Raw genomic sequence first — 22837 nt, 5'->3', positions numbered from 1 at the left:
CATTTCCTTCTTTGTCTTTGAAGAATGTATTTACTTTTTCGTAGACATGTTCTGTATCTCCATTTGGTAGTTTCTTACTTTCTACGAATCTGTATTCTGGGATATCTTTCTTATCTACTGTTCCTGGTTCACTTGGATATTTCGGAATCTCATTTCCTTCTTTGTCTTTGAAGAATGTATTTACTTTTTCGTAGACATGTTCTGTATCTCCATTTGGTAGTTTCTTACTTTCTACGAATCTGTATTCTGGGATATCTTTCTTATCTACTGTTCCTGGCTCACTTGGATATTTCGGAATCTCATTTCCTTCTTTATCTTTGAAGAATGTATTTACTTTTTCGTAGACATGTTCTGTGTCTCCATTTGGTAGTTTTTTACTTTCTACGAATCTGTATTCTGGTACTTCTTTCTTGTCTACTGTTCCTTCTTCTGGATCAAATCCTGGAATTATATTCCCTTCTTTGTCTTTGAAGTAAGTCTTAACTTTTTCGTAGACATGTTCTGTATCTCCATTTGGCAGTTTTTTACTTTCTACGAATCTGTACTCTGGGATGTCTTTCTTATCTACTGTTCCTGGCTCACTTGGATATTTCGGAATCTCATTTCCTTCTTTGTCTTTGAAGAATGTATTTACTTTTTCGTAGACATGTTCTGTGTCTCCATTTGGCAGTTTCTTACTTTCTACGAATCTGTACTCTGGGATGTCTTTCTTATCTACTGTTCCTGGTTCACTTGGATATTTCGGAATCTCATTTCCTTCTTTGTCTTTGAAGAATGTATTTACTTTTTCGTAGACATGTTCTGTATCTCCGTTTGGCAGTTTCTTACTTTCTACGAATCTGTATTCTGGGATGTCTTTCTTATCTACTGTTCCTGGCTCACTTGGATATTTCGGAATCTCATTTCCTTCTTTGTCTTTGAAGAATGTATTTACTTTTTCGTAGATGTGTTTTGTATTACCTTTTTCATCCGTTTCAGTCTTAATAACTCTATATCCTTCTATTTTTTCTTCTGGATACTTACCATCTTTTGTAGGGATTAACTCTGTTTCTTTTCCATTATTTTCTACAGTAACGTATTTAGTTTCTGGACGAACAGTCGGTGTATACGTTGCTTTAATAGTTCTTCCATTTTTATCCTTACGAACTACCTCTACTGCAGTTGCTGTTCCCACATAATCTTTTTCTGGTGTAAATGTTACTACACCTTCATCATTAATAGTATATGTCCCTTGACCTGAAATTACTTTTTCTTTAGTTTTATCTTCGAATGTAGGAGGTACTGTTGTATCGATATCCCCTTTAAATAATGGAGTATTAGACTGAGGTTGATTTTTAGCACCTTCTGATATTACATTTTCTGTAGTAGTTTTTCCTAGTACTGTCGGTGTATACGTAGCTGTTACTAATGTTCCATTTTTATCTACACGTTTAACAGTTACTCCTGTTGCTACTCCTACAAAATCATCTTCTGGTGTAAATGTTACTTTACCAGTCGCATCGATAGTGTATATACCTTCTTTTGGTATTATAACTTTTCCTTCTTCATCTGCACCTTCAAGTCTTGGAGCAACATTTTCATCAATTGGAACTTCTACTTTTTCATTATTAATAGTTGTACTTCCCGCTTTAAATACAGGTGTTCCAAATTGTTTTTCTCCTTTATCCCCAATTGATGTTACATCCTTAGATGTTGGTGTTACACCTTTAACAGTTGGTGTATATTTAGCATTAACTGATGTACCATTTTGATCTTCACGCTGAACTTCAACACCGTTCGCTACTCCTGTAAATTGCGGCTCTGGCGTAAATGTTACTTTACCATTTTCATCAATTGCATAAGTTCCCTCATTTGGCACTTTTATAGCTTTTTCATCCATCGGTAGCCCTGTCTCAGGATTCACTAATTTTGGTGCTTTAGTACTAAGTGGTACCTCTACCTCTTTACCATTAAGCATAGCTTTTCCTGCCGTAAATATTGGAGTCCCTTCTTGAGGTAATCCTTGAACCCCTATTGATCTTACTGGAGTTGATATTGGTCTAACAGGTACTATTGTAGGTGTATATGTTGTTGTCACTTTTGAACCATTTGTATCTTTCACCTGAATAGTTACTTCTCTAACTTCTCCCGTATATGTTTTATCTGACGGAGTAAATACTACTACAGGTTTATTATCTACTACATTTATCCTGTAAGTCCCTATTTCTTTTAATCCATCTGAAGATTTTGCTGGAACAGAATCTCTCTCCTGTCCATTTTCATCTAGCAACTTAAAGGTACTACTATCTAATGGAACTTCTTTATCTACACCATCAATAGTCGTTTTACCGGGTTTAAACAATACTTCTTTCATTTGTTCCTTCCCTTGTATATCTTTTGAGACAGCGGGTTTTGCCGTTGGAGAAACACCTAAAATATGTGGAGTATATGTTGTTCTTACTTTTGTTCCATTCTCATCTTCAGCTTGAACATCAACTGGTAATACAGTTCCTGTGTATGTTTTATCTGTTGGTGTAAAGATTACTTTATTAGTTCCAGGAGTAATACTATAAGTTCCTACTTGTTTTACACCATCATTTGCATACGCTGGAACTTCCGTTACTTCTGTTCCATCGCTACCTATTAACTTACTTGAACCAACTTTAATCGGTACAGATTTCTCTACATCTCCAATTACTGCTTTTCCTCCGGTAAACGTCACTGTTCCTTCTTGAATTTCTCCTTGAATTCCAGTTGAAGTAGCCGGCGATGCTTGTGGTTTTACTCCCACAATAGATGGCGTATATTTTGTTTCAACTTTAGTTTCATTTATATCTTTTGCTTGGACACGAGCTGGCACAACTGTTCCAATATATGATTTATCTGTAGGAGTAAATGTTACAATACCAGTACTAGAGTCTACTGTGTATTTTCCTACTTCCTTGTTCCCTTCTCCTAATGCAGGAGTCTCTGTTACTTCATCTCCATCCGAGTTTAGTAATTTAATTGAATTTTCTTTAATTGGAACTTCTTCATGACCTTTCTTAAATATTGGTTTCCCCGTTTGAACTTCACCTTGAATTCCAGTTGAAGTAGCTGCTTCAGCAGTTGGACTAACAGCAATTACTGTTGGTATATATTTTGCTCTTGCTGTTGATAAAGAAGGAACTCCATCTTTATCAAATCCCACAGGTCCTGTCAATTCTACAGTAACTCCTCCTGCAGTACCTTTAAATGATAATAGTGGTTGAAATTTCACTTCTCCAGTCTCAGGTACAATTGTATATGTTCCCTCATTCTCTACAGTGATAGAGGTTTCATTAATTATACTTCCTGATTTTGGATCTACTAACTTAGCTATATATTGAGTACTTGGACTAACTATTCTCTCTGCTTCTCTTCCTGCATTTACCTTGAATAACGGTATTCCTTTTTGTTCTTTACCTTGAAGTCCTGTTGTCTCTTTCGAATGCCCCGTCATTTCTTTTGGTTCTACAATTGGTACATATACTGCATCCATAGATTTATTATTTCCTGCAGAATGCCCCCCGTTATTAGTGTTTGTTAATACATCCCCATCTGTTACTGCTTCCCAACCAGTACTTTGTCCATTTGCATCTACAGCACGTAATACAACTCCACTTGCTTTCCCTACAAATGCTGGATCTGGCGTAAATGTAACAGCTGTATCCGAAACTTCATATGTACCTTGACCTGGAACATTTAGGTTAGTAACGAGTTGCCCTGTTTCATTAACAATTCTTACCCCACCTTGTGCTGTTTTAGTTGTTTCAGCAGTAATAGAATTTCGTTCCTGTGTATAGTCTATTTTTCCATATGAATTAAATGTAACACTACCATTTTTAGACCCTAAATCTCCCGGCTCATCACCTTTATTATGACTAATATATTCAAAAGAAATTCTTTGTTTATCACCTTGTTTCCCTGTGGTTTCCTCATAATCCCCACGTGGTGGATTAGTAACCTGGACTTGATTATCCTCTACCTCTCCCGAATATGCAATCCCTGTTGGATTTTCAACTTGAGTTCTATCGGTAGCTATACGTACTCTGAATTTTATAATATCATTATTTTCATCTATTACATGCGTATTATGGAAAGTAAGTTCAACTATTTGATTATTACCTGTTACTTCTTTGATATCCGATTCTTCACCTTGATCAAACTTACCATTATTATTGAAATCAATGAAACCACGAACATAAGCTTTTTCTAATGGACCATTAAAACTTTCATTACCATTAGCTGAAGCCTTTATTTTAATTTTATGTGTATTATTTGGACCTAATATTGGTCTTATCGCAGATAATCCTGTCTCTTTATTTCTTACAATAAAATCCGAAGGCATTAACTGATCTACACCTTCATCAGCATAATCTGTCTCATCATCAGAATTTTCTCCAGATATATTTCTTCCCGGAGTGGATTCAGGATCAGCTTTTACTGTTCCTAGATATGGCTGTTGAATCTGCTTTTCTGCTCCTGTAACAGAATCTAGTGTCTTAGTTTTTAAATAATGCTCTACTTCTCCATACGATTCTGGTAAATCTCCATAATCAGAAATTTTAATTCCCAGCATAGATGATTGCTGTCCTGTAGTCAGCAAATAGAAACCTACCTCTGTTACATTACTTGAGGATACAATCGGTGTTGCTCTTCCATCTATATTTGTATATCCACCAAATACTTGAGATCCTAATCCTGCCGTAGCAGAGTCTGGCGTAGCAAACTTTCCAGCAGCCAAAGCATCTACAAACGCTTTATCTCCAAGACGTTCCATACTTCTTAGATCAAATAGTCTATTAAACTTATTTAAAGGTAGGTAATGTTTAGCTTGCCCATGCCCTATCAAAGCAAGAAGATCCCAAGGTGTACCATTAGTTGTATAAATTTCAGTTTCATGCTCCGCAATTTGTTCCCCTGAAGTCATAACAATACTTGGTTTTATAAGTTTCCCATTATATTTAGCTTCTATTGTAAATTTTACACCAGCTACAGTTGCATCTTGACCGACACCACCAGCACCAACACCACCAATTGTTGTTTTTGCTTTTCCAGTATCCAATCCTGATCTTTTAGTCTCTGACCAATATCCTTGAGGCACACCGCCTATACCAGTTACTGTTGGCTTCCCATTATTTGCATCTACTCTATTTTCTCCATCCGGTTTATAGCTATTTTGATATACGGTCCCTGCAACACGTCTTTTATATACATCAGTAGCATCAAATGGTTTTAATTCTTTTACAGTTAATTTAACTGTATATCCTGGGATTATTTCTTTTTCAAAAGCCGATCCTACTTGAAGTTGACCATTTTCTTTAAGTTTAGTCCATGCTTTCTTATCCCCAAAATCTAACCATTGAATCTGTCCATTAAGATTCTTAATTTCAGCACCATTTCTTTCCTTTGTTTTAATTGGAATATCTGTTAATGAAGTGTATCCATGATCCGCTAACCATTTTTTCCCTGTTTCTGTAGATGCGTCCTGCAAATATTCAGTTTCAACTTCTGCTAATGCCACATCGAATTTGCCGTTACGTTTAGCTCCAGCGTTCTCTAATTGAGTATAAACAGCTTTGATAGAGTTGCTTAATTCTGCTAAACTTTTAGCGATTTGTTCTGTAGTCGCTTTGTCGTTTCCTAATAATTCTTTAGCTACTTTTAATGCTTCTTCGTTTTTAACTACTGCAGCTTGTACTGCTGGTTTTGCTTCTACTTTTAAGTCTTTTTTGCTTAATTCAGTTTTAGCAAGTGTGTTAGTTACTTCTGCTTCTGAAGCTACTTGAGTTAATTCTTTTTTAGCTGCTGCTACTTCTTTTTCTTCTTTTGTAGCTTTTGCTTCTTTTTCTTTTTGATAAGCTTCTTTTTTCTCTTCTAATTTTTTGTCGAAAGCTTGAGTTTTAGCTTCTGTTACTACTTGGCTTAAAGCTTGCACTGCTTGTGCTTGTGCATCTACTCCAGCTTGTGTAGCTTCTTCATTAGCTAATACAGCTTTAGCTGTTGCTAATGCTTCTTTTGCTGCTTCTACAGCTGCTTTGTCAGCATCTTGAGCTGATTTTAATTTTTCTTCTAATGTTGCGATGCTTGCTTTTAAGATTTCTTTCTTAACTTCAGCTTTTGGAGTTTTTGCTCCTACTTTTTCTGCTACTGCTGCTGCAACATTTTCTTTTGTAGTTTCTACAACAGGTTTTGCTTCTGCTTTTGGTACAGCTTCTGCTTTTCCAGCTTCGTTTGTTGTATTATCTACAATTGTGCTGTTTGATACTTCTTCAGCAGCTTGTACTGCTCCAGCACCAAAAAAGATACTCGCACCGATTACTACTGATGCTGTACCAACTTTAAACTTCTTGATAGAATAAGATTCTACTTTAGTTCCTTTTTTTACTTCGAATAAATAACTATTATTTTTACCTATCATATATTTCCTCTTTAAATTCAATATAAATAATGATATACATGAATAAACGTTTCAAAAAACATATTACTTATATTAAATATAACTTCCTTATAAAATTTTTATAAAAATAAAAAAAAATAAAATAATCAATTTTATTTTTTTTCATCAATCCCAAAATATAATTTTAATTAAAATAACTAAATAAAAACCACTCGAAAAGATTAATGAAGACACTAACAAACTAGGGCCAATTATTATTTTACATAATTTAACTATATTTGTCTAGAGAAATACATTTATAGAATTAATAAATATTTTTAAATCCCTACTTATACATGATCTATATTTTTTATAAGAAAGCTAGTTATAACCACTTTAAAGTTAAAAAACTATAATAGTCTTCATAAAAATTTTCTACATTATATATAATTAATATCCATAATTTTATATTATCTAACCTAATAGATTTAGAATCTTTGTCAAATTCGGGGCATGGAGAAAAATAGGAAATAAGATCTAGGCGGCATTTTGCTGCTTAGATTTTACTTACTTTCACTAAGTTTAACATTATTTTTATATTCAGAAACAAATAATCTAGACATAATTAAAATGCGTAATCTGAAATTACTAAAGCTAGAATATCCTTATGATACTCTTTTTAGTAATTTTATTTTATTATTAAATCCTTCTAATGGACCATTAGAATACTTATATTTAACAGCGTTAAGCATATACTCTTTGTGCTTTTTCATAGTATTTATAGCTTTAGCCACACCTTTAGATAATCCTTTAGTATCAATATCTATATACTTCTCTAATTCTACTGAATCTTTAGTCTTAATAGCCTCTCTAATCTCATGTACTCTCTCATAGCTAGCTGTAAATTCAGCATCTATAGCTAATATATAATCTAATACTTCTTTTCTAGTTACAAAACGTTTAAAGCTTCTAGAATAGAATGTTTTTATTGAATTTACTTTATCTCTATCTTCTAATATTACCTTCCAGAAGTTTTTTAGAATAGTGTAAGTAGAGCCTTTTTTATTCTTATATTGATTCATTAGTTTTACTCTAGCTTTGTTTAATTCTCTATTAATATTTTGAACCATGTGGAATCTATCTATAATTATCTTAGCGTTAGGGAACATCTCTCTAATCATATTTATATAGGGTGGGTAAATATCTATACAGATCGTTTTTACTTTCTTCCTTACTTTTCTTGGGTATCTCATAAAGTATTGTTTCAATATATGTTGTGTTCTACCATCTACTATATCTATAAAACCATGTGTTTTAGTATCTAAGAATACGAAGCTCATTCCATTTTTACTATCTTTAGTTGACTTTATCTCATCAAAACATAGGTGCTCTGGTAAGTTTGTATGTGTTTTAACTTCTACAGCTTCTCTGCATGATTTCATTACTCTTACAACTATGGATACTGATACATTACTTAATTCAGCTTTATCTTTAAATGATAGTGTCTTAAAAAGATTTTTCATAATGTGGAATATAAGATTTTTAGATATACTGCAGTACTTTTGAACAAATGATGTTTCAGCACAAAACTTAGAATTACATTCTCTACATTTGAAACGTTGTTTCTTTAATCTAAGGTATGTAAGACATTCTGACATCTTTAATAAAGCTACTTTTAATGGATCTCCGAATCCATTTTTAACTATATTATTCCCTTCTTTTATACAACCGCAGTTTACACAACACTTTGGTTCATATGATAAAGTTTCATAAAATATAAATATATCTTGACCATCTACATTAATTAAATCATGTTTATCCTCCATAGTTATATTTTGGTCTTTTAATAAATAGTAAATTTGTGATAAAATTATTCATGACAAATAGCCTTTCTTAGTTAATTATTTTTCTACACTTTAATTATATTGGATATTTGTCTTTTTGCATATAAAAATAGAAATCCGGGGCTGGAATTTTTTCCATGCCCCGGATTCAGTATACAACCTTATTATTAGTCTCTTAGTTTCTATTTTACTATTTCACTCAACTTTACTTTTCTATTTTCTTTTAAAGACAATGTGCATGCATCAGCAGTCGCAATTGACTCTAGAGCTGCGACACCATTTAATAGTTTTTCATATTCTTTTGATACTTTTTCTCCATTCAAAATATTATGCAAATACAACATTTCTTTATCTATACAGCTTTGTAACCAAAGAGGGCAACGTACATTAGGATTTCCATAAGCTATTGCTCCGTCCATTCCTCTACCTGTATAAATAGCCATTCTGTCATCATCATCTTCTTTTGATTCATGGATTAAGAAATAACTCTCTCCTTCTCCTACTACTCTTAAAGTACCTCTAGTATTATATAAATCTAATTTTATAGCTCCTTTTGTACCTTCTATAAGGACATAGTGTTCACCCCATCTAAAAGCATTCCCATATTCAAGTACTGCGTATCGTTTATTAGAAAATTCCAGATTAACTATTAAGAAATCATCTTCATCACCAAAATTTTCGCCAATATGACATACATTTCCACCTATCATAGTTGCTTGCTCGGGTAGACCATCCATAATAAATTGAATACAATCAAGTTCATGAATGTGATGGTATAAGTGTCCTCCAGACTGTGATCGATTTTTTTTCCAAGAAACAGTTTCTTGTTTTTCTTCCCATCCTGTTCTTGCTGCATGACAAAATATTACATCTCCTATTTTCCCTTGCTTAATCAATTCTTTTGCGTGACGTACTCCATTAAAAAAGTTCATAATATGACCTGCCATAAAAATCACATTATTTTCTCGACAAGTTTCAACCATAACCTTACAATCTTCATAAGATAAAGCGATTGGTTTTTCACAGAATACATGTTTACCATTCTTAGCTGCTAATAATACTGGCTCACGATGTAAATTACTCGGTGTTGCGACGATAACACAATCTACATCTTCTCTTGTTACCAATTGTTCTAAAGTTGAAAAATTCTCTGCTTCTAGTTCCTTAGCAACTTTCTCTCCATTTTCTGGATCAAAAACTGCAGTTACCTTCGCATCTTTTATTTTCCCTAATGAACGTGCTAAGTCCGCACCAAAATAACCTGTTCCGACAATTCCATAATTTATCATATCAAAATCCCCTTTTAAATTTCTATCAAATTAGAAAATTATATTATACTATTATTCTACACCTTATCAAAAAAATTTAAAAGATATATTGAGTTTTTTGTCCAAAATTTACTTATATATTAAATTTCCTCTACTTATTTCTCAATACATCGCTAATCTAAGATATCTTCTTTTAAATATAAAAAACCCTAAGGACACCTCCTTAGGGTTTGGTAATATTTAAATTATTTAACGTCTAGAACTTGTCTACCTTTGTACATACCAGTTTTTCTATCAACACGGTGACCCATTACGTAGTTACCAGTTGTTGCATCGATAGTAATTGATGGTGCAGATAGTTTTTTGTGAGTTCTTCTTTTTCTTTTAGCTGTTTTTGATGTTCTTCTAAAAGGAACTGCCATAGTTAATTTCCTCCAATTATTTTAAATAATTCTTATTGTTCTTTAAATAATCCATTAAGAGCTGCAAATGGTGATTCTTTCTTTTCTTTAACATCAGCTAAAGACTCTTCAGAAACTAGTTCCCAGTCGTTACCAGAAACCATCTCAAGCTCTTCTTCATCAGAAGTAGTTATTGGAATATTTAAAATTATAAGCTCATTCACTAAAGGTGTTAAATCAATATACATATCCATTAAATTAACATCGAATACCTCTTCACCTGCAAATACAGATTTATCAACGTATTCTTCTCTCTCTTCGACTTCAAATGGAACAACAACTTCTTTTAGTGTTTTTCCTGAAATCATTTCGAAGTTACCTTTAATTAATAGATCGGCATAGATTTTATCTTGTCCACCTCGAGTTAATTTTCCACTAACAACAACGTCTCTAATATCTTTTAGAGAGCTATCATAGTGTGCTACTTTAACATTTATATTTTCTTCAAAAACAAAAGTATCACTATTATTTTTGAATAACGAAGATCTTAACCATTTCATTAAATATCACCTCATAAACACATTATTTATTATATATCTTTTAGTTTGAGATGTCAACAAAAAAAGTTGACTCTTTTAATATTTTTTAATTCATTATATATTTCAGTATATTTGCTAACGACATAATGAATCCTACAAAAATCGTTAACTTAGCTGTTAGCACCATATACGGTGCCATTGTTTTTTTGTGATTGTTCGCACTGAAACCTTTAATTATTTTTATTGCTAAAGGAATAGTAACGAGCACTAGCAGATTCCACCATGAAGCATATTTAGTAACTATAAATAAAATATTTAGTAAATATACCACGATGAAGCTACCTGCCATTGTTTTAATCGCATTATTTCTTCCAACTAATATTGCATAGGTTCTTCTTCCAGATTCTTTATCATTATCTAAGTCACGTATATTATTCGCTAATAAAATAGCTCCTATCATGATGAATAAAGGCAATGAAACGACAATAATATCAGCATTAACATATCCTGTTTGGAAATAAAACGATGAAGCTATTATTATTGTTCCCATGAAGAATCCAGAGACAACTTCTCCAAACGGAGAATAAGCTATCGGATACTTTCCTCCAGTATAAAAATATCCAGCAAGCATACACACTAGACCAACCACTAATACATAAATACTTGTCATAAAGGTTAAAATTAATCCTAGCAGAAACGCTAATGCATATAATACCAAAGCACCTGTCATAACCTCTTTAGGGCTTAGATTCCCCTTCACTATCGAACCAGAAATTCCTTCTGAATCGACCTTGTCCAATCCATGTTTGTAGTCATAATACTCATTGAATAAATTAGTCGCAGCTTGAATTAACAAGCAAGCTAGTAAAAACAATATAAATTTTAAAATTGAGAATTTACTCTCATATCCCAATGCATACGTAGCTCCGAACAAAACTGGTGCTATCGATGCTGGATAACTATGTGGTCTTGTACACATGAAAAATTCTTTTAATTTACTTTTATTCACAACATCCTCCTAGTTATCTTATTACTTTGAATATTATATCATATATTTCTCTTCGATGTTATTAAAATTCTTTCCCTATTTATTCAAACTACGAATTATAACGCTTTCAATTTTTATGGTATAATTAAAGAAGAAATATTATTATACATGGAGGAACTCATTATGAAAATTGCATGGATTGGAACAGGAGTTATGGGTGAGAGCATGGCTGGACACTTATTAGATGCAGGTCATGAACTTTTCGTCTACAACAGAACAAAGAGTAAAACTGACAACTTAGTAAAACGTGGAGCAACTCTTCTTAAAGAGATTAAAGATGCATCAGTATTTGCCGAAGTCATATTCACTATGGTTGGTTACCCTAAAGATGTTGAAGAAGTATATTTAGGTAAAGAAGGATTAATTACGACAGCTAAAAAGGGGCAAGTCTTCGTAGATATGACTACTTCTTCACCTACACTCGCTGAAAAAATCAGTGTCGAATTTCTAAAAGTTGGAGCATACGTACTTGATTTACCAGTTACTGGAGGAGATATCGGAGCAAAAAATGCTACATTGTCTATCATGGCTGGTGGGGACAAGAAAGTATTTGAAGAAATCGTTCTTCCATTAGTTGAAAAACTAGGTAAAAACATTACTTATTTCGGAGATGCAGGAAAAGGGCAATATACAAAACTTGCTAACCAAATTGCTATAGCTACTACTATGATTTCTGTTGCAGAAAGTTTCAAATTTGCTAAGGAAGTTGGTTTAGACTTGGACTCGTTCTTCAAAACAGTATCAACTGGTTCAGGCGGAAGTTTCTCAATGACTTCATATGGACCACGTATCCTAAACGGAGACTTCAAACCGGGATTTTTCACTCACCACTTTATTAAAGATATGAAACTTGCTTTAGAAGAATGTGAAAAAATGAATATCAAACTTCCTGGACTTGAAACAGCATATAAAATTTACAACGAATTAGAAGAAGAAGTTCGTAATACAAACGGAACTCAAGCAATTTCTAAATGGTATAAACTATAAAAAAAATGAGTTGATCGCCTAGATCAACTCATTTTTACAGGCTGTTGACAAATGCAGAAACTGCATGAGTCAACAGCCTATTTTAATGAGAAAAAGTGCTAAAAATGTTATAATATAAGTATATAGAGGGGGTTTTAAGTATGTTTAATAAAGAAGAAAATATCAAAGATGAAATAATATTAATGACGTTATCAGAATTAGTTCCTACAAATCATTTTTTAAGAAAAGTAGCCAAAGCGATCGATTTCAAATTTATTTATGATTTAACAGAAGAATACTATAGCCACACATTAGGTAGAAATTGTTTAGACCCTGTAGTATTATTCAAATTAGTGTTTTTAAAAGATTTCTATGGAATAAAATCGATGAGAGAAACAATAAAAAGAATAGAAACAGATGCTGCATTTAGATGGTTTTTAGGAATACCATTCTCTAAACCAGTTCCTCACTATTCTACATTTTCACAAAATTATATTCGACGATTCCAAGGAACTGACATATTTGAACAAATATTTATAAATATAGTGAATCAAGCAATTGATAAAAAATTAGTAGGAGGTACTGAATTTTTTACTGATTCAACACACATTAAAGCTAACGCAAACAAAAAGAAATATAAAATTGAAATTACCACAAAAGTAAAAGAAAGAAAATTAGACTTAGAAAAAGAAATAAATGAAGAGAGAGAAAAAATAGGAAAAAAGCCTTTTGAATATAAAGAAAAGGAAGAACTAAAAAGACAACGAATTAACACTACTGATCCGGATAGTGGTTATTACCACAGAGATCATAAAGAAGAAGGCTTTATGTATTTAGACCATCGAACAGTAGACGGGAAGAATAATATTATTATAGACTGCCATATAACTCCAGGTAACGTTCATGATAGTGGTCCGTATATAGATAGATTAAATCAGATAGAAAATAACTTTGGATTAATACCTGGTAAAGTTGCGTTAGATAGTGGATATTATTCTCTAGACATACTAAAACAGTTAGATAAAAAGAATATATTTTCAGTAATAGGATATAGAAGATTCTCAAAATCAAAAGATAAAAAATATTTTAAATACTTACCCGAAAAAGATATATTTGTAGATAAACGAACAGGAGAAATATTTAGATACAGAAATATTGATAGAAATGGATATAAACAATATAAAAGTGATGATAAAAACGAGAAGAAAATAATAAGACGCCACATAAATGCGGATTATTATGATGAAGCAAGGTTAAGACGTATATCAAAGGAAGGAAAAATACTGTATAAAAGAAGAAAAGAAACAATAGAACGTAGCTTCGCAGACTCAAAACAAAATCATGGATATAGATATGCACAATATAGAGGGAAAGCCAAAGTACAGTCGTACGCTTGGTTGTCTTGTTGCGTTCAAAATATGAAAACAATAGCACTAAGAGGGGTGTAATCCTTCCTTAATACTACTGATATTTAGCCATTAGGCTTATTTTTTTTGAAAAACGACCAAAATGTCAATATTTACATCGATATTTTGGTCGTTTTGTCAACAATCTGAAAAAATGAGTTGATCGCCTAGATCAACTCATTTTTAATATTTATTTTTTCTCCAAGTTTCAATGCTTTTGAATCTTTCGCATGTCCAACTTCTTGTGTTTTTGCTATCGGTAAAGAAGATGGAACATAACTCTTCACAATCTCAAATATTTCATCTACGGAAAATTCTTTTTCAATTTTAGTGAAGGTTCCTATTAATAATCCTGAAATTTTATCGAATACTCCTAGTTGTTTCAATTGGGCAAGATGTGTTAATAGACCCTCTACTGAAGTGCCTAATCCTTCTATGAAAAGCATCTTGTTTTCTACCTCTGGAAAATACTCTGTCCCAGCAAGTTTTAAGAAACATCTAATATTTCCCCCAATAACTTCTCCTTCAATTTTTATCCCTTGTAAAAATCTCCAGTTAGCATCAAATAAGGAATTCTTTTTCTTCAAAAATGTATTCTCAAATCTTGTTCGTATTCCTTCATTTTCAATAATATTTAAAATCTGATATAGATAATTTATCTTATCTGTTTTACCTACTAAAGCATTTAATACTGTCGTTAAATCACTATATCCAAAAAATGGTTTATAGTTTTCTTTTATTACTTCATAATCTATATATTCCAAGATTTCATTAGCAATATCCCCACCAGAAATATCAAAGATTGCTTTAATCTCATTATTTCTATAAAACGACATTAATTCGTCAGCTCTAAGTTGTGGACTTGCGGCACGTCCATACTTATCTTTATAGATATATTTAGTAAAGATAGGTACTAAACCCATCTCTACTAAAATATCCTCTAAATTCTCTAGTCGAGCTTTATCTTCAATATTTTTTCCATTAGAACAAACTACTAATGCTATTTTATCGTTTACTTTTAACATAATTATTTATTAATACTTTCTACATAATATTTAAATCTACTTTGACCACCATCATATTTTTTATTATTTAGACGTAATACTATTTTACCAGCAGGTTTTCCTCTTTCAAAAGTATTCACAAGAGGTATTGTAATCTTATCTCCTTCAGTAGTCCACTCATTTTGTGGTGAGAGATCAAGAGGCATAACTCCTCCAATTCCTCCCATTCCTACTACATACATTTTATCTTTTTTAAAATATAATAATTCTCCAATATTTATACTAGCACTATATTTACTCTCATTCCCTGAAAAACTATCATCTATTTCTTTATATTTATTAGTGTACTTCGAAACTTCTTTTTTCACCTGTTCTTCAGTATAAATTTCTTTATATGCTGCATTATATAAATCTACTAATTCTGGTAAACTTCTTGGAACTATACTTGTAACTTGGCTTCCCCTTGGTGGAGTTATTTTTTTACTTTGATCAGCTAAATATCCAAAAACAGAAGTCATGTTTAGACCTTTCCCACCTAATAAAGCGCCCAAGAATTGTTTACCTATTTCTCCAGCTACTGCTTTATCATGTTCTTTGTTATTCAAATTAAGATTATTCCATTTTAATTTATTATTTCCGTTGATTTTTGACCCTATACTACCTAAATTATCTCCAGTTGATATTAATTTTCCTCCATCTATTTTATAAGATCCAATAATTTCATCAATACCATTTGTGTTATTTCCTGTATAATATCCACCTATACGGAAATAAATCTTATCATACCCTTCACTATTATCTATAGCATAATTTACTGTCGGAGCATATTTCTTCAAGATATCAATAACAGCTTGTGATAAATGCAACTCAGAATTCAGAGCATCAATATCACTTAATGTCGAAATTTTTTCTATAACTATCGTAGTCTCCTTATCCAGCTGTTTTCCATCTGCACTTCCTAAGTTAGAACTATTATTCGCAGTAGGATCGTCTTGCATTTCTTCGTATTTAATAATTCCAAACACGCATATTACAGCCGCAATAAAAACCGCAGCAAAACCTAATATATATTTTATTCCTTTATTCATACGTTCTTCTCTTTCTATAATTGTTTCTTTAATTATCTTCTCTATCAAAAGTAGGAACGTAGAAATGTCTTCCCTCAAGACCAAATAATTTATCACTAAATGTTCCAGGCTCTACATTCGCTAAGTTTTTCTCAAACATCATCATTCTAGCATCAATATTATCGATAAAATGAATAATCTCCGCTTCTTTAATCATAGGTAGTTTTGGAGAACCAAATTCATACTTACCGTGATGCGCAAGAATCATATGTCTAAGTAAAATAATCTCTTCAGATTCAATCCCTAATTTTTCAGCCATTCGAGCTACTTCATCACTCATAATAACAATATGCCCTAATAGCTCACCTTCTAATGTATAAGAAGTTCCTACAGGTCCACTAAGTTCTACAGTTTTTCCCAAATCATGCAAGATGATTCCGCTATATAATAAATCTTTATTTAGTGATGGATAAATAGCTACTAAAGCTTTCGCTATTTTTAACATCGTTGTAGTATGATAAATTAGACCTGAATAAAAATCATGATGCATTGATTTAGCTGCAGGATAACTAATAAATTGTTTTTTATATTTATTTAACAATTCAATAGTTACATTTCTTAAATTATCATTTCCTATTTCTTTTAAAAAGTAATTTAATTCATTTATCATTACATCTTTTGCAACTGGTGCTGTTTGAATATAATCTTGTATATCGATGTTGTCATTTTCTGTAGCCATTCGATAGTTTTTAATTTTCAACTGAAGTTTTCCACGATAATCTAAAACCGTCCCTTCTACATAAACCATCTTACCAGCTTTTAAGTTTTCACTATCTTCTTCTTTAACTTCCCAAATTTTCCCATCAATGCTGCCAGTTTTATCTTTCAGATATAATGTTAAATACGGTTTCCCACTTGTCGCAATTCCACGAATTACATTATCCAATAATAAAAACATACTAATCTCTTGATCAGTCTTAAAATCGCTTATGAACATTTCCTCACTCCTTCTTTTGTATATTCTATATCCATATTATATTTTACTTTGTATTACAAAAAAATTCAAATAAATATAGTATAATACTCTATAAAATAGAAAAAAAGCCCAGAAATTTCTGAGCTTTTCATCTTATTAGTCAAATAGATCTTTTGCTTTTCTACTTACCTTATCCAGGAAGCTTTCATCTTCTTCAACTTTTTCATTATTTAATTTAGCAAGTTCTAAGTATAACTCACGTTCTTTTGTTGATAGGTTTTTAGGAATTTCAATAGATACAACGATATAGTGATCTCCTTGACCATATCCCATAACGCTTTTAACACCTTTACCTGCTAGACGGAATTTACGTCCGTGTTGTGTTCCTGCTGGAACATTTAGTTCAATTTCACCTGTTAATGTACGAACATCAACTTTTGTTCCTAAAGCAGCCTGTGCTGGAGAAAGTTTTAATTCAGTGTAGATGTCATCATCTTCTCTATGGAAGTATGAATCCTCAGCAACGATTACCTCTATGAATAAATCACCTGCTGGACCTCCATTTTCTCCTGCTCCACCTTTACCACGAAGGCGAACACGTTGTCCTGAACTAATTCCTTCTGGAATTTCTACTTCGTATTCTACTTCACGGTTATTGTATCCTTTACCGAAACAGTGAGCACATTTATCTTTAATGATTTTCCCGCGTCCTTGACATTCAGAACATGTACGTTGACTTTGCATACGTCCGAATGGAGTATCTTGAATTACCGTTTCTTGTCCACTACCATTACATCTATGACATGTGTTTACAGATGAAGAATCTTTAGCTCCACTTCCGTGACAGTGATCACATTCTACATCTTTACGGATTTTAATAGTTTTTTTCGTACCAAATACGGCATCCTCAAAACTTATACGAATGCGGTGTAATAAGTCTTCTCCTTGACGTGGAGCATTTGGATTACGACGTGATCCTCCTCCACCGAAGAAACTTGAGAAAATATCTCCAAGGTCATCAAAACCACCTGAGAATCCAGAGAAACCTCCACCGAAGCCACCAAATCCACCTTGACCGGCTCCACCTTCAAATGCTGCGTGACCAAATTGATCATATTGAGCTTTTTTAGTATCGTCACTCAGTACTTCGTACGCTTCTGAAATTTCTTTGAACTTATCTTCAGCGCCCGGCTCTTTGTTGATATCTGGGTGATATTGTTTTGATAATTTACGATATGCTTTTTTAATTTCAGCTGCACTTGCGCTTTTACTTACGCCAAGTACCTCATAATAATCTCTTTTAGCCATCTTAATCTCTCCTATAATTATTTAACAAAGGGAGTGACTCAAAAATCGTGATTTCGGAGAAATCGATTTTGTCGAGTCACCCCCGCAAAGTTTATTAGATATCTAAAAGCTTTTATAAAGCAAATTTAGATATCAATAAACCACTGCGTCTATGAGTTCCCATATAAACTTTTTCAAAATTTATAACCTGTGGGTAACTCCCTTAGACTATTTATTTAATTATTTTTTCTCAGTGAAGTCTGCATCGATTGTATCATCATCATTGTTAGATGAAGTTGCTCCTGCATCTGCTCCTTGAGCTCCAGCTGCAGCATTAGCTTGCTCGTAAAGTTTCATAGTCATTTCTTGAACAGCTTTGTTTAATTCATCTTTAGCAGCTTTAATTTCTTCTAAGTTATTGTTTTTAATAGCTTCTTTTAATGTATCGTTTTTAGCTTTAATGTTATCTAATAAGCTTTGGTCTACTTTATCTTTAGCTTCTTCTAATGCTTTATCTGCTTGGAATGAAAGTTGATCAGCTTCATTACGTACGTCAGCTTCTTCTTTACGTTTAGCATCAGCGTCAGCATTAGCTTCTGCTTCTTTAACCATTCTATCGATATCTTCATCTGTTAATGAACTACTTGATTCAATAGTAATTTTTTGTTGTTTTTGAGTTCCAAGATCTTTAGCTGTAACATTTACAATACCATTTTTGTCGATATCGAATGTAACTTCGATTTGAGGTACTCCACGTGGTGCTGGTGGTATATCTGAAAGTTGGAATCTTCCAAGAGTTTTGTTGTCAGATGCCATTGGACGTTCACCTTGTAATACGTGGATATCTACTGCTGGTTGGTTATCTGCAGCTGTAGAGAATATTTGTGATTTAGAAGTTGGGATTGTAGTATTTCTTGGAATTAATACTGTCATAACTGATCCCATTGTTTCAATACCTAATGATAATGGAGTTACGTCTAATAATACTACGTCTTTAACGTCCCCTGTAATTACTCCACCTTGGATAGCAGCACCCATAGCTACTACTTCGTCAGGGTTTACTCCTTTATGAGGCTCTTTACCCATTTCTTTTTTAACAGCTTCTTGTACTGCTGGGATACGAGTAGATCCACCAACTAAGATTACTTGATCGATTTCACTTGGATTTAATCCAGCATCTTTAAGAGCTTGACGAGTTGGAATTAATGTTCTTTCTACTAAGCTGTGAGTAAGTTCATCAAATTTAGCACGAGTTAATGTGTTTTCTAAGTGAACTGGTCCGTTAGCTCCAGCTGAGATGAATGGTAGTGAAATTTGAGTTGAAGTTACACCAGATAAGTCTTTTTTAGCTTTTTCTGCTGCATCTTTAAGACGTTGCATTGCCATTTTATCTTGTGATAAGTCAATAGCTTGTTCTTTTTTGAATTCATCTACAAGGTAGTCGATAATAGCTTGGTCGAAGTCATCTCCACCTAGTAAGTTATCTCCTGATGTAGCTAATACTTCGAATACTCCATCTCCTAATTCTAAGATAGATACGTCGAAAGTACCACCACCTAAGTCGAATACTAATACTTTTTGATCTACATCTGTTTTTTCTAATCCGTATGCTAATGCTGCTGCAGTAGGTTCGTTGATAATACGTTCTACTTCTAATCCAGCGATTTTACCAGCGTCTTTAGTTGCTTGACGTTGAGCATCGTTGAAGTAAGCTGGTACTGTGATAACAGCTTTAGTTACTTTTTCACCTAAGTAAGCTTCAGCAGTTGCTTTTAAGTTTTGTAAAATCATTGCTGAGATTTCTTGTGGTGAGTATTTTTTACCATTTACATCTTCTTTGTAATCTGTACCCATGTGACGTTTGATAGAAATTACTGTGTTAGGGTTAGTAATTGCTTGACGTTTTGCTACTTCCCCTACTTGAATTTCATCACCTTTGAATGCTACTACAGAAGGTGTAGTTCTGTTACCTTCTGGGTTAGGGATTACTTTAGCTTCCCCACCTTCTAATACTGATACACATGAGTTAGTTGTTCCTAAGTCGATACCTATAATTTTTGACATATTCTTGTCCTCCTTAAATTTATAATAACTATATTTTCAAATTTATTTGTTAAAATGATTATTTCACTCTAACAAAGTCTTATATTACTTTTTTAAATGCTTTTCAGCTTTACACTGAAAATATTCTACGTAGTGGCTACATACCAATCATTTCGTTGCTACGCTCCTCATTCTTGGTGTAGCTGTGCGATTCTTACTCCTAACTTTTTTCTTCACCTTCTAGGTTCGAAAAAACTAAGGATTAATAATTACGAGTTAACCTTAACCATTGCCGGTCTGATTACTCTATCTTTTAGTTTGTAACCTTTTTGGAATGTATCTAAGATTACTCCGCTTTCTTTGTCACTTTCTTCTCCTTGCATTACTGCGTGGTGGAAGTTTGGATCGAACTGAGCATTTTCAGTTTCTACTAGTTCAACACCTTCTGATTTAAGTACTGCTTGTAATCCTTCGTATACCATTTGTACACCTTTTAAAACTGTTTGTACTTCTTCATTAGTTGACTCAACTTGTAAAGCACGTTCTAAGTTGTCCAAACTTGGTAAGATTTCTGTAATTACTTTTTGACTCTTATAAGCATTTATAGTGTCAATTTCTTGATTCTTACGTCGTTTAAAGTTTTCAAATTCTGCGTAAAGTCGTAAGTATTTGTCTTCTGACGCTTTTACTTCTTCTTGCAGTTTTTCAATTTGTTCTTGCAATAACTCTTCTGCAGTTTTTTCAACTACTTCTTCAGAGTCTGTCGTTTCTTCAGTCTCAACAGTTTCTTCTGCTGTTACTTCTTCTTGTAGAGTTTCTTTTTGTTCTTCAGTAGCCATCTCTACCTCCTAATTATTTTAAATTATTATTTAAATTATCACGAACACAAGCTATAAGTGTCATGATTTTCGAATAGTCCATTCTCTTTGGTCCAAATACGGCTATTACACCTTGACCTTTAGATGTGTTATAACTACTAGACACTAATGAAAGATCATCTATATTCCCAAGCTTAAGCTCAGTTCCTATTTTAATAGATGGTTTGTCTGTTACTTCATTATTATCTAGAAGCTCGACTATCTTATCATCTTCTAAGAGCAATACTACTTCTTTTAGTTTTTCTACATTGTCTATATCGGGTTGTTTAAGTAAATTGTACTTACCCCCTAATGCTACAGTCTTTTTAATTTTATTTTGCAACAATCTGTTTAAAGCTACCACTATCATATCGTAGTTGTTAACTTTATTCTTTAGATATTTTTCTAACTCACCGTGAATCATTACGTGAGCTGTTGCCATATCCACATCATAGAAGTAACTTTGAAGAAGTTTATTAATCTCCCCTATATCTTCTGCGGTGAAATCTGCATCAAGTTTATAGTTTTGTTGGAATACCTCTCCTATATTTGTTACTAAAATAACGAGAATACTACGACTACTCAGAAGAATAACCTCTATCTTATTAATGCGCCTATCCGTTTTTGTCGGGGCTAGTATCACCGCCGTACAATCAGTTAAGTCCGATAGTACTATTGCATTTTTTTCTAGATAGTTATTTTCTGAGACTATATCATCACCAGAAAGTTGTTTAAGTTTTTCATTCTCACTATTCGATAGTTCATAATCTTTTTTTATATAATCTACATAATAGCGATAACCTTTTTCCGAAGGTACTCGACCTGATGAAATATGAGTCTTTTTAATCAATCCTTCTTTTTCTAACTTACTCATATCATTTCTTATCGTTGCCGAACTGAAATCAATATTTTGAGCAATTTGCTTAGAACCTACAGGTTGATTAGTCGTAATAAAATTTTCGACTATAGATTGAAGAATGAGTACTTGTCTATCTATTAACATCGTCATCACCTATTCTCCAATTTTGTGTTTTAGCACTCTAAGTATCTGACTGCTAATCACATATATAATAATATCATTAAGGTCAAAATAAGTCAATAGGTTTTCGAAAAGTTTTTTGACTTTTTTTGACTTTTGTTTTTTATGCAACAAAAACTTGAAATAACTGTTCTTGTAATTTTAATTTATATTATTAAATTAAAGTTAAAAAGTAAATCAACGTTTTAACTTATTATTTTCACTTATTATTTTAGTGTGATATAATAGATACTAATACAATAGAATAAGAGGTGTTATAATGAAAAAAATATTAAAATTCTGTGCCTTACTTTTATCTTTTGCACTATTATTAACAGCTTGTGGTAGCGAGGAAAAGACAAAAGTTTATACAGAAACAAGTAATAATCAAGAACATGTATCTACTATTTATTATAAGGGCGATACAGTGAATAAAGTCATTACTGTTTCAACTCTAAATGATAATGTTTCAAACCTAGATAGCGCTCTAGAAACAGTCAAAAAATCTTTTTTAAAGAAACCAAATTTCGATGGATATACGCGCTCTGCTGAAATTAAAGATGGAAAAATTGTTCTTACTACTGAAACTGACTACAATAAACTAGATTTTGAAACATATAGAGGAAGAATCCATCTATCAGGTTCTGCCACACTTGAAAATGAAAGAAAGTTAAGTAACGTAGAAAATAATCTTAAAAAAGAAGGAGCTACTGAGAAAAAATAATACAAATTAT

The 22837-nt window shown here is 32.5% G+C and carries 15 protein-coding genes and 1 pseudogene; 3 read left to right on the top strand and 13 right to left on the bottom strand.

Features of this window, described 5'->3' with window-relative positions:
- The 6 genes and pseudogenes from ACWOA3_RS05095 to ACWOA3_RS05070 all read right to left on the bottom strand — a co-directional run.
- Positions 1 to 6421: YSIRK-type signal peptide-containing protein (locus ACWOA3_RS05095; protein WP_456884469.1), on the bottom strand; the 6421-nt coding region annotated here is incomplete at its 3' end.
- A 495-nt stretch (positions 6422 to 6916) separates the two neighbouring features.
- Positions 6917 to 8257, bottom strand: a pseudogene (locus tag ACWOA3_RS05090) (ISL3 family transposase).
- A 148-nt stretch (positions 8258 to 8405) separates the two neighbouring features.
- Positions 8406 to 9512, bottom strand: a complete 1107-nt coding sequence (locus ACWOA3_RS05085) for a Gfo/Idh/MocA family protein (protein WP_456884466.1) — start codon at positions 9510 to 9512, stop codon at positions 8406 to 8408.
- Positions 9513 to 9736: 224 nt separating this feature from the next.
- Positions 9737 to 9913, bottom strand: a complete 177-nt coding sequence (gene rpmF, locus ACWOA3_RS05080) for a 50S ribosomal protein L32 (protein ID WP_003147267.1) — start codon at positions 9911 to 9913, stop codon at positions 9737 to 9739.
- A gap of 32 nt (positions 9914 to 9945) precedes the next feature.
- Positions 9946 to 10452: a YceD family protein gene (locus ACWOA3_RS05075; RefSeq protein WP_456884464.1), complete on the bottom strand. Its 507-nt coding sequence runs from the start codon at positions 10450 to 10452 to the stop codon at positions 9946 to 9948.
- 85 nt (positions 10453 to 10537) lie between these two features.
- Complete coding sequence (locus ACWOA3_RS05070) at positions 10538 to 11440, bottom strand: 1,4-dihydroxy-2-naphthoate polyprenyltransferase (protein WP_456884462.1); 903 nt, start codon at positions 11438 to 11440, stop codon at positions 10538 to 10540.
- Between the two features lie 162 nt (positions 11441 to 11602).
- Between ACWOA3_RS05070 and ACWOA3_RS05065 the strand changes: the two genes are divergently transcribed.
- Together ACWOA3_RS05065 and ACWOA3_RS05060 are read left to right on the top strand one after the other, a co-directional pair.
- Positions 11603 to 12466, top strand: coding sequence for an NAD(P)-dependent oxidoreductase (locus tag ACWOA3_RS05065; RefSeq protein WP_456884460.1), 864 nt, complete (start codon positions 11603 to 11605; stop codon positions 12464 to 12466).
- 140 nt (positions 12467 to 12606) lie between these two features.
- A complete protein-coding gene (locus tag ACWOA3_RS05060) occupies positions 12607 to 13893 on the top strand; it encodes an IS1182 family transposase (RefSeq protein WP_456884459.1) in 1287 nt (428 codons plus the stop codon).
- Between the two features lie 125 nt (positions 13894 to 14018).
- Here ACWOA3_RS05060 and ACWOA3_RS05055 read toward each other — a convergent pair whose 3' ends face one another.
- The 7 genes from ACWOA3_RS05055 to hrcA form a co-directional block, all read right to left on the bottom strand.
- Complete coding sequence (locus ACWOA3_RS05055) at positions 14019 to 14876, bottom strand: S66 family peptidase (RefSeq protein ID WP_456884457.1); 858 nt, start codon at positions 14874 to 14876, stop codon at positions 14019 to 14021.
- A gap of 2 nt (positions 14877 to 14878) precedes the next feature.
- The gene (locus tag ACWOA3_RS05050) at positions 14879 to 15991 is read right to left on the bottom strand and encodes a hypothetical protein (protein WP_456884455.1); all 1113 of its coding nucleotides are present in this window, start codon (positions 15989 to 15991) and stop codon (positions 14879 to 14881) included.
- Positions 15972 to 16919, bottom strand: a complete 948-nt coding sequence (locus ACWOA3_RS05045) for an HD domain-containing protein (RefSeq protein WP_456884453.1) — start codon at positions 16917 to 16919, stop codon at positions 15972 to 15974. Before ACWOA3_RS05045 ends, ACWOA3_RS05050 begins: the two co-directional genes overlap by 20 nt.
- A 135-nt stretch (positions 16920 to 17054) precedes the next feature.
- The gene (dnaJ, locus tag ACWOA3_RS05040) at positions 17055 to 18206 is read right to left on the bottom strand and encodes a molecular chaperone DnaJ (RefSeq protein WP_456884451.1); all 1152 of its coding nucleotides are present in this window, start codon (positions 18204 to 18206) and stop codon (positions 17055 to 17057) included.
- Positions 18207 to 18425: 219 nt separating this feature from the next.
- Positions 18426 to 20249, bottom strand: a complete 1824-nt coding sequence (dnaK, locus tag ACWOA3_RS05035) for a molecular chaperone DnaK (protein ID WP_003147275.1) — start codon at positions 20247 to 20249, stop codon at positions 18426 to 18428.
- Between the two features lie 248 nt (positions 20250 to 20497).
- Entirely contained in the window at positions 20498 to 21067 is a 570-nt protein-coding gene (gene grpE / locus ACWOA3_RS05030; protein WP_456884450.1) for a nucleotide exchange factor GrpE, read from the bottom strand.
- Between the two features lie 13 nt (positions 21068 to 21080).
- On the bottom strand, positions 21081 to 22094 hold the full coding sequence (gene hrcA / locus ACWOA3_RS05025; RefSeq protein ID WP_456884448.1) for a heat-inducible transcriptional repressor HrcA: 1014 nt from the start codon (positions 22092 to 22094) through the stop codon (positions 21081 to 21083).
- A 289-nt stretch (positions 22095 to 22383) separates the two neighbouring features.
- On the opposite strand from hrcA, the gene ACWOA3_RS05020 reads away from it, so the two are divergent.
- Positions 22384 to 22827, top strand: coding sequence for a DUF1307 domain-containing protein (locus ACWOA3_RS05020; RefSeq protein WP_003147278.1), 444 nt, complete (start codon positions 22384 to 22386; stop codon positions 22825 to 22827).
- Positions 22828 to 22837 lie beyond the last annotated feature (10 nt).

The organism is Gemella taiwanensis, assembly GCF_054054385.1.
The sequence above is the reverse complement of the archived record's forward strand: the minus strand, read 5'-3'. Positions and strand labels throughout refer to the sequence as shown.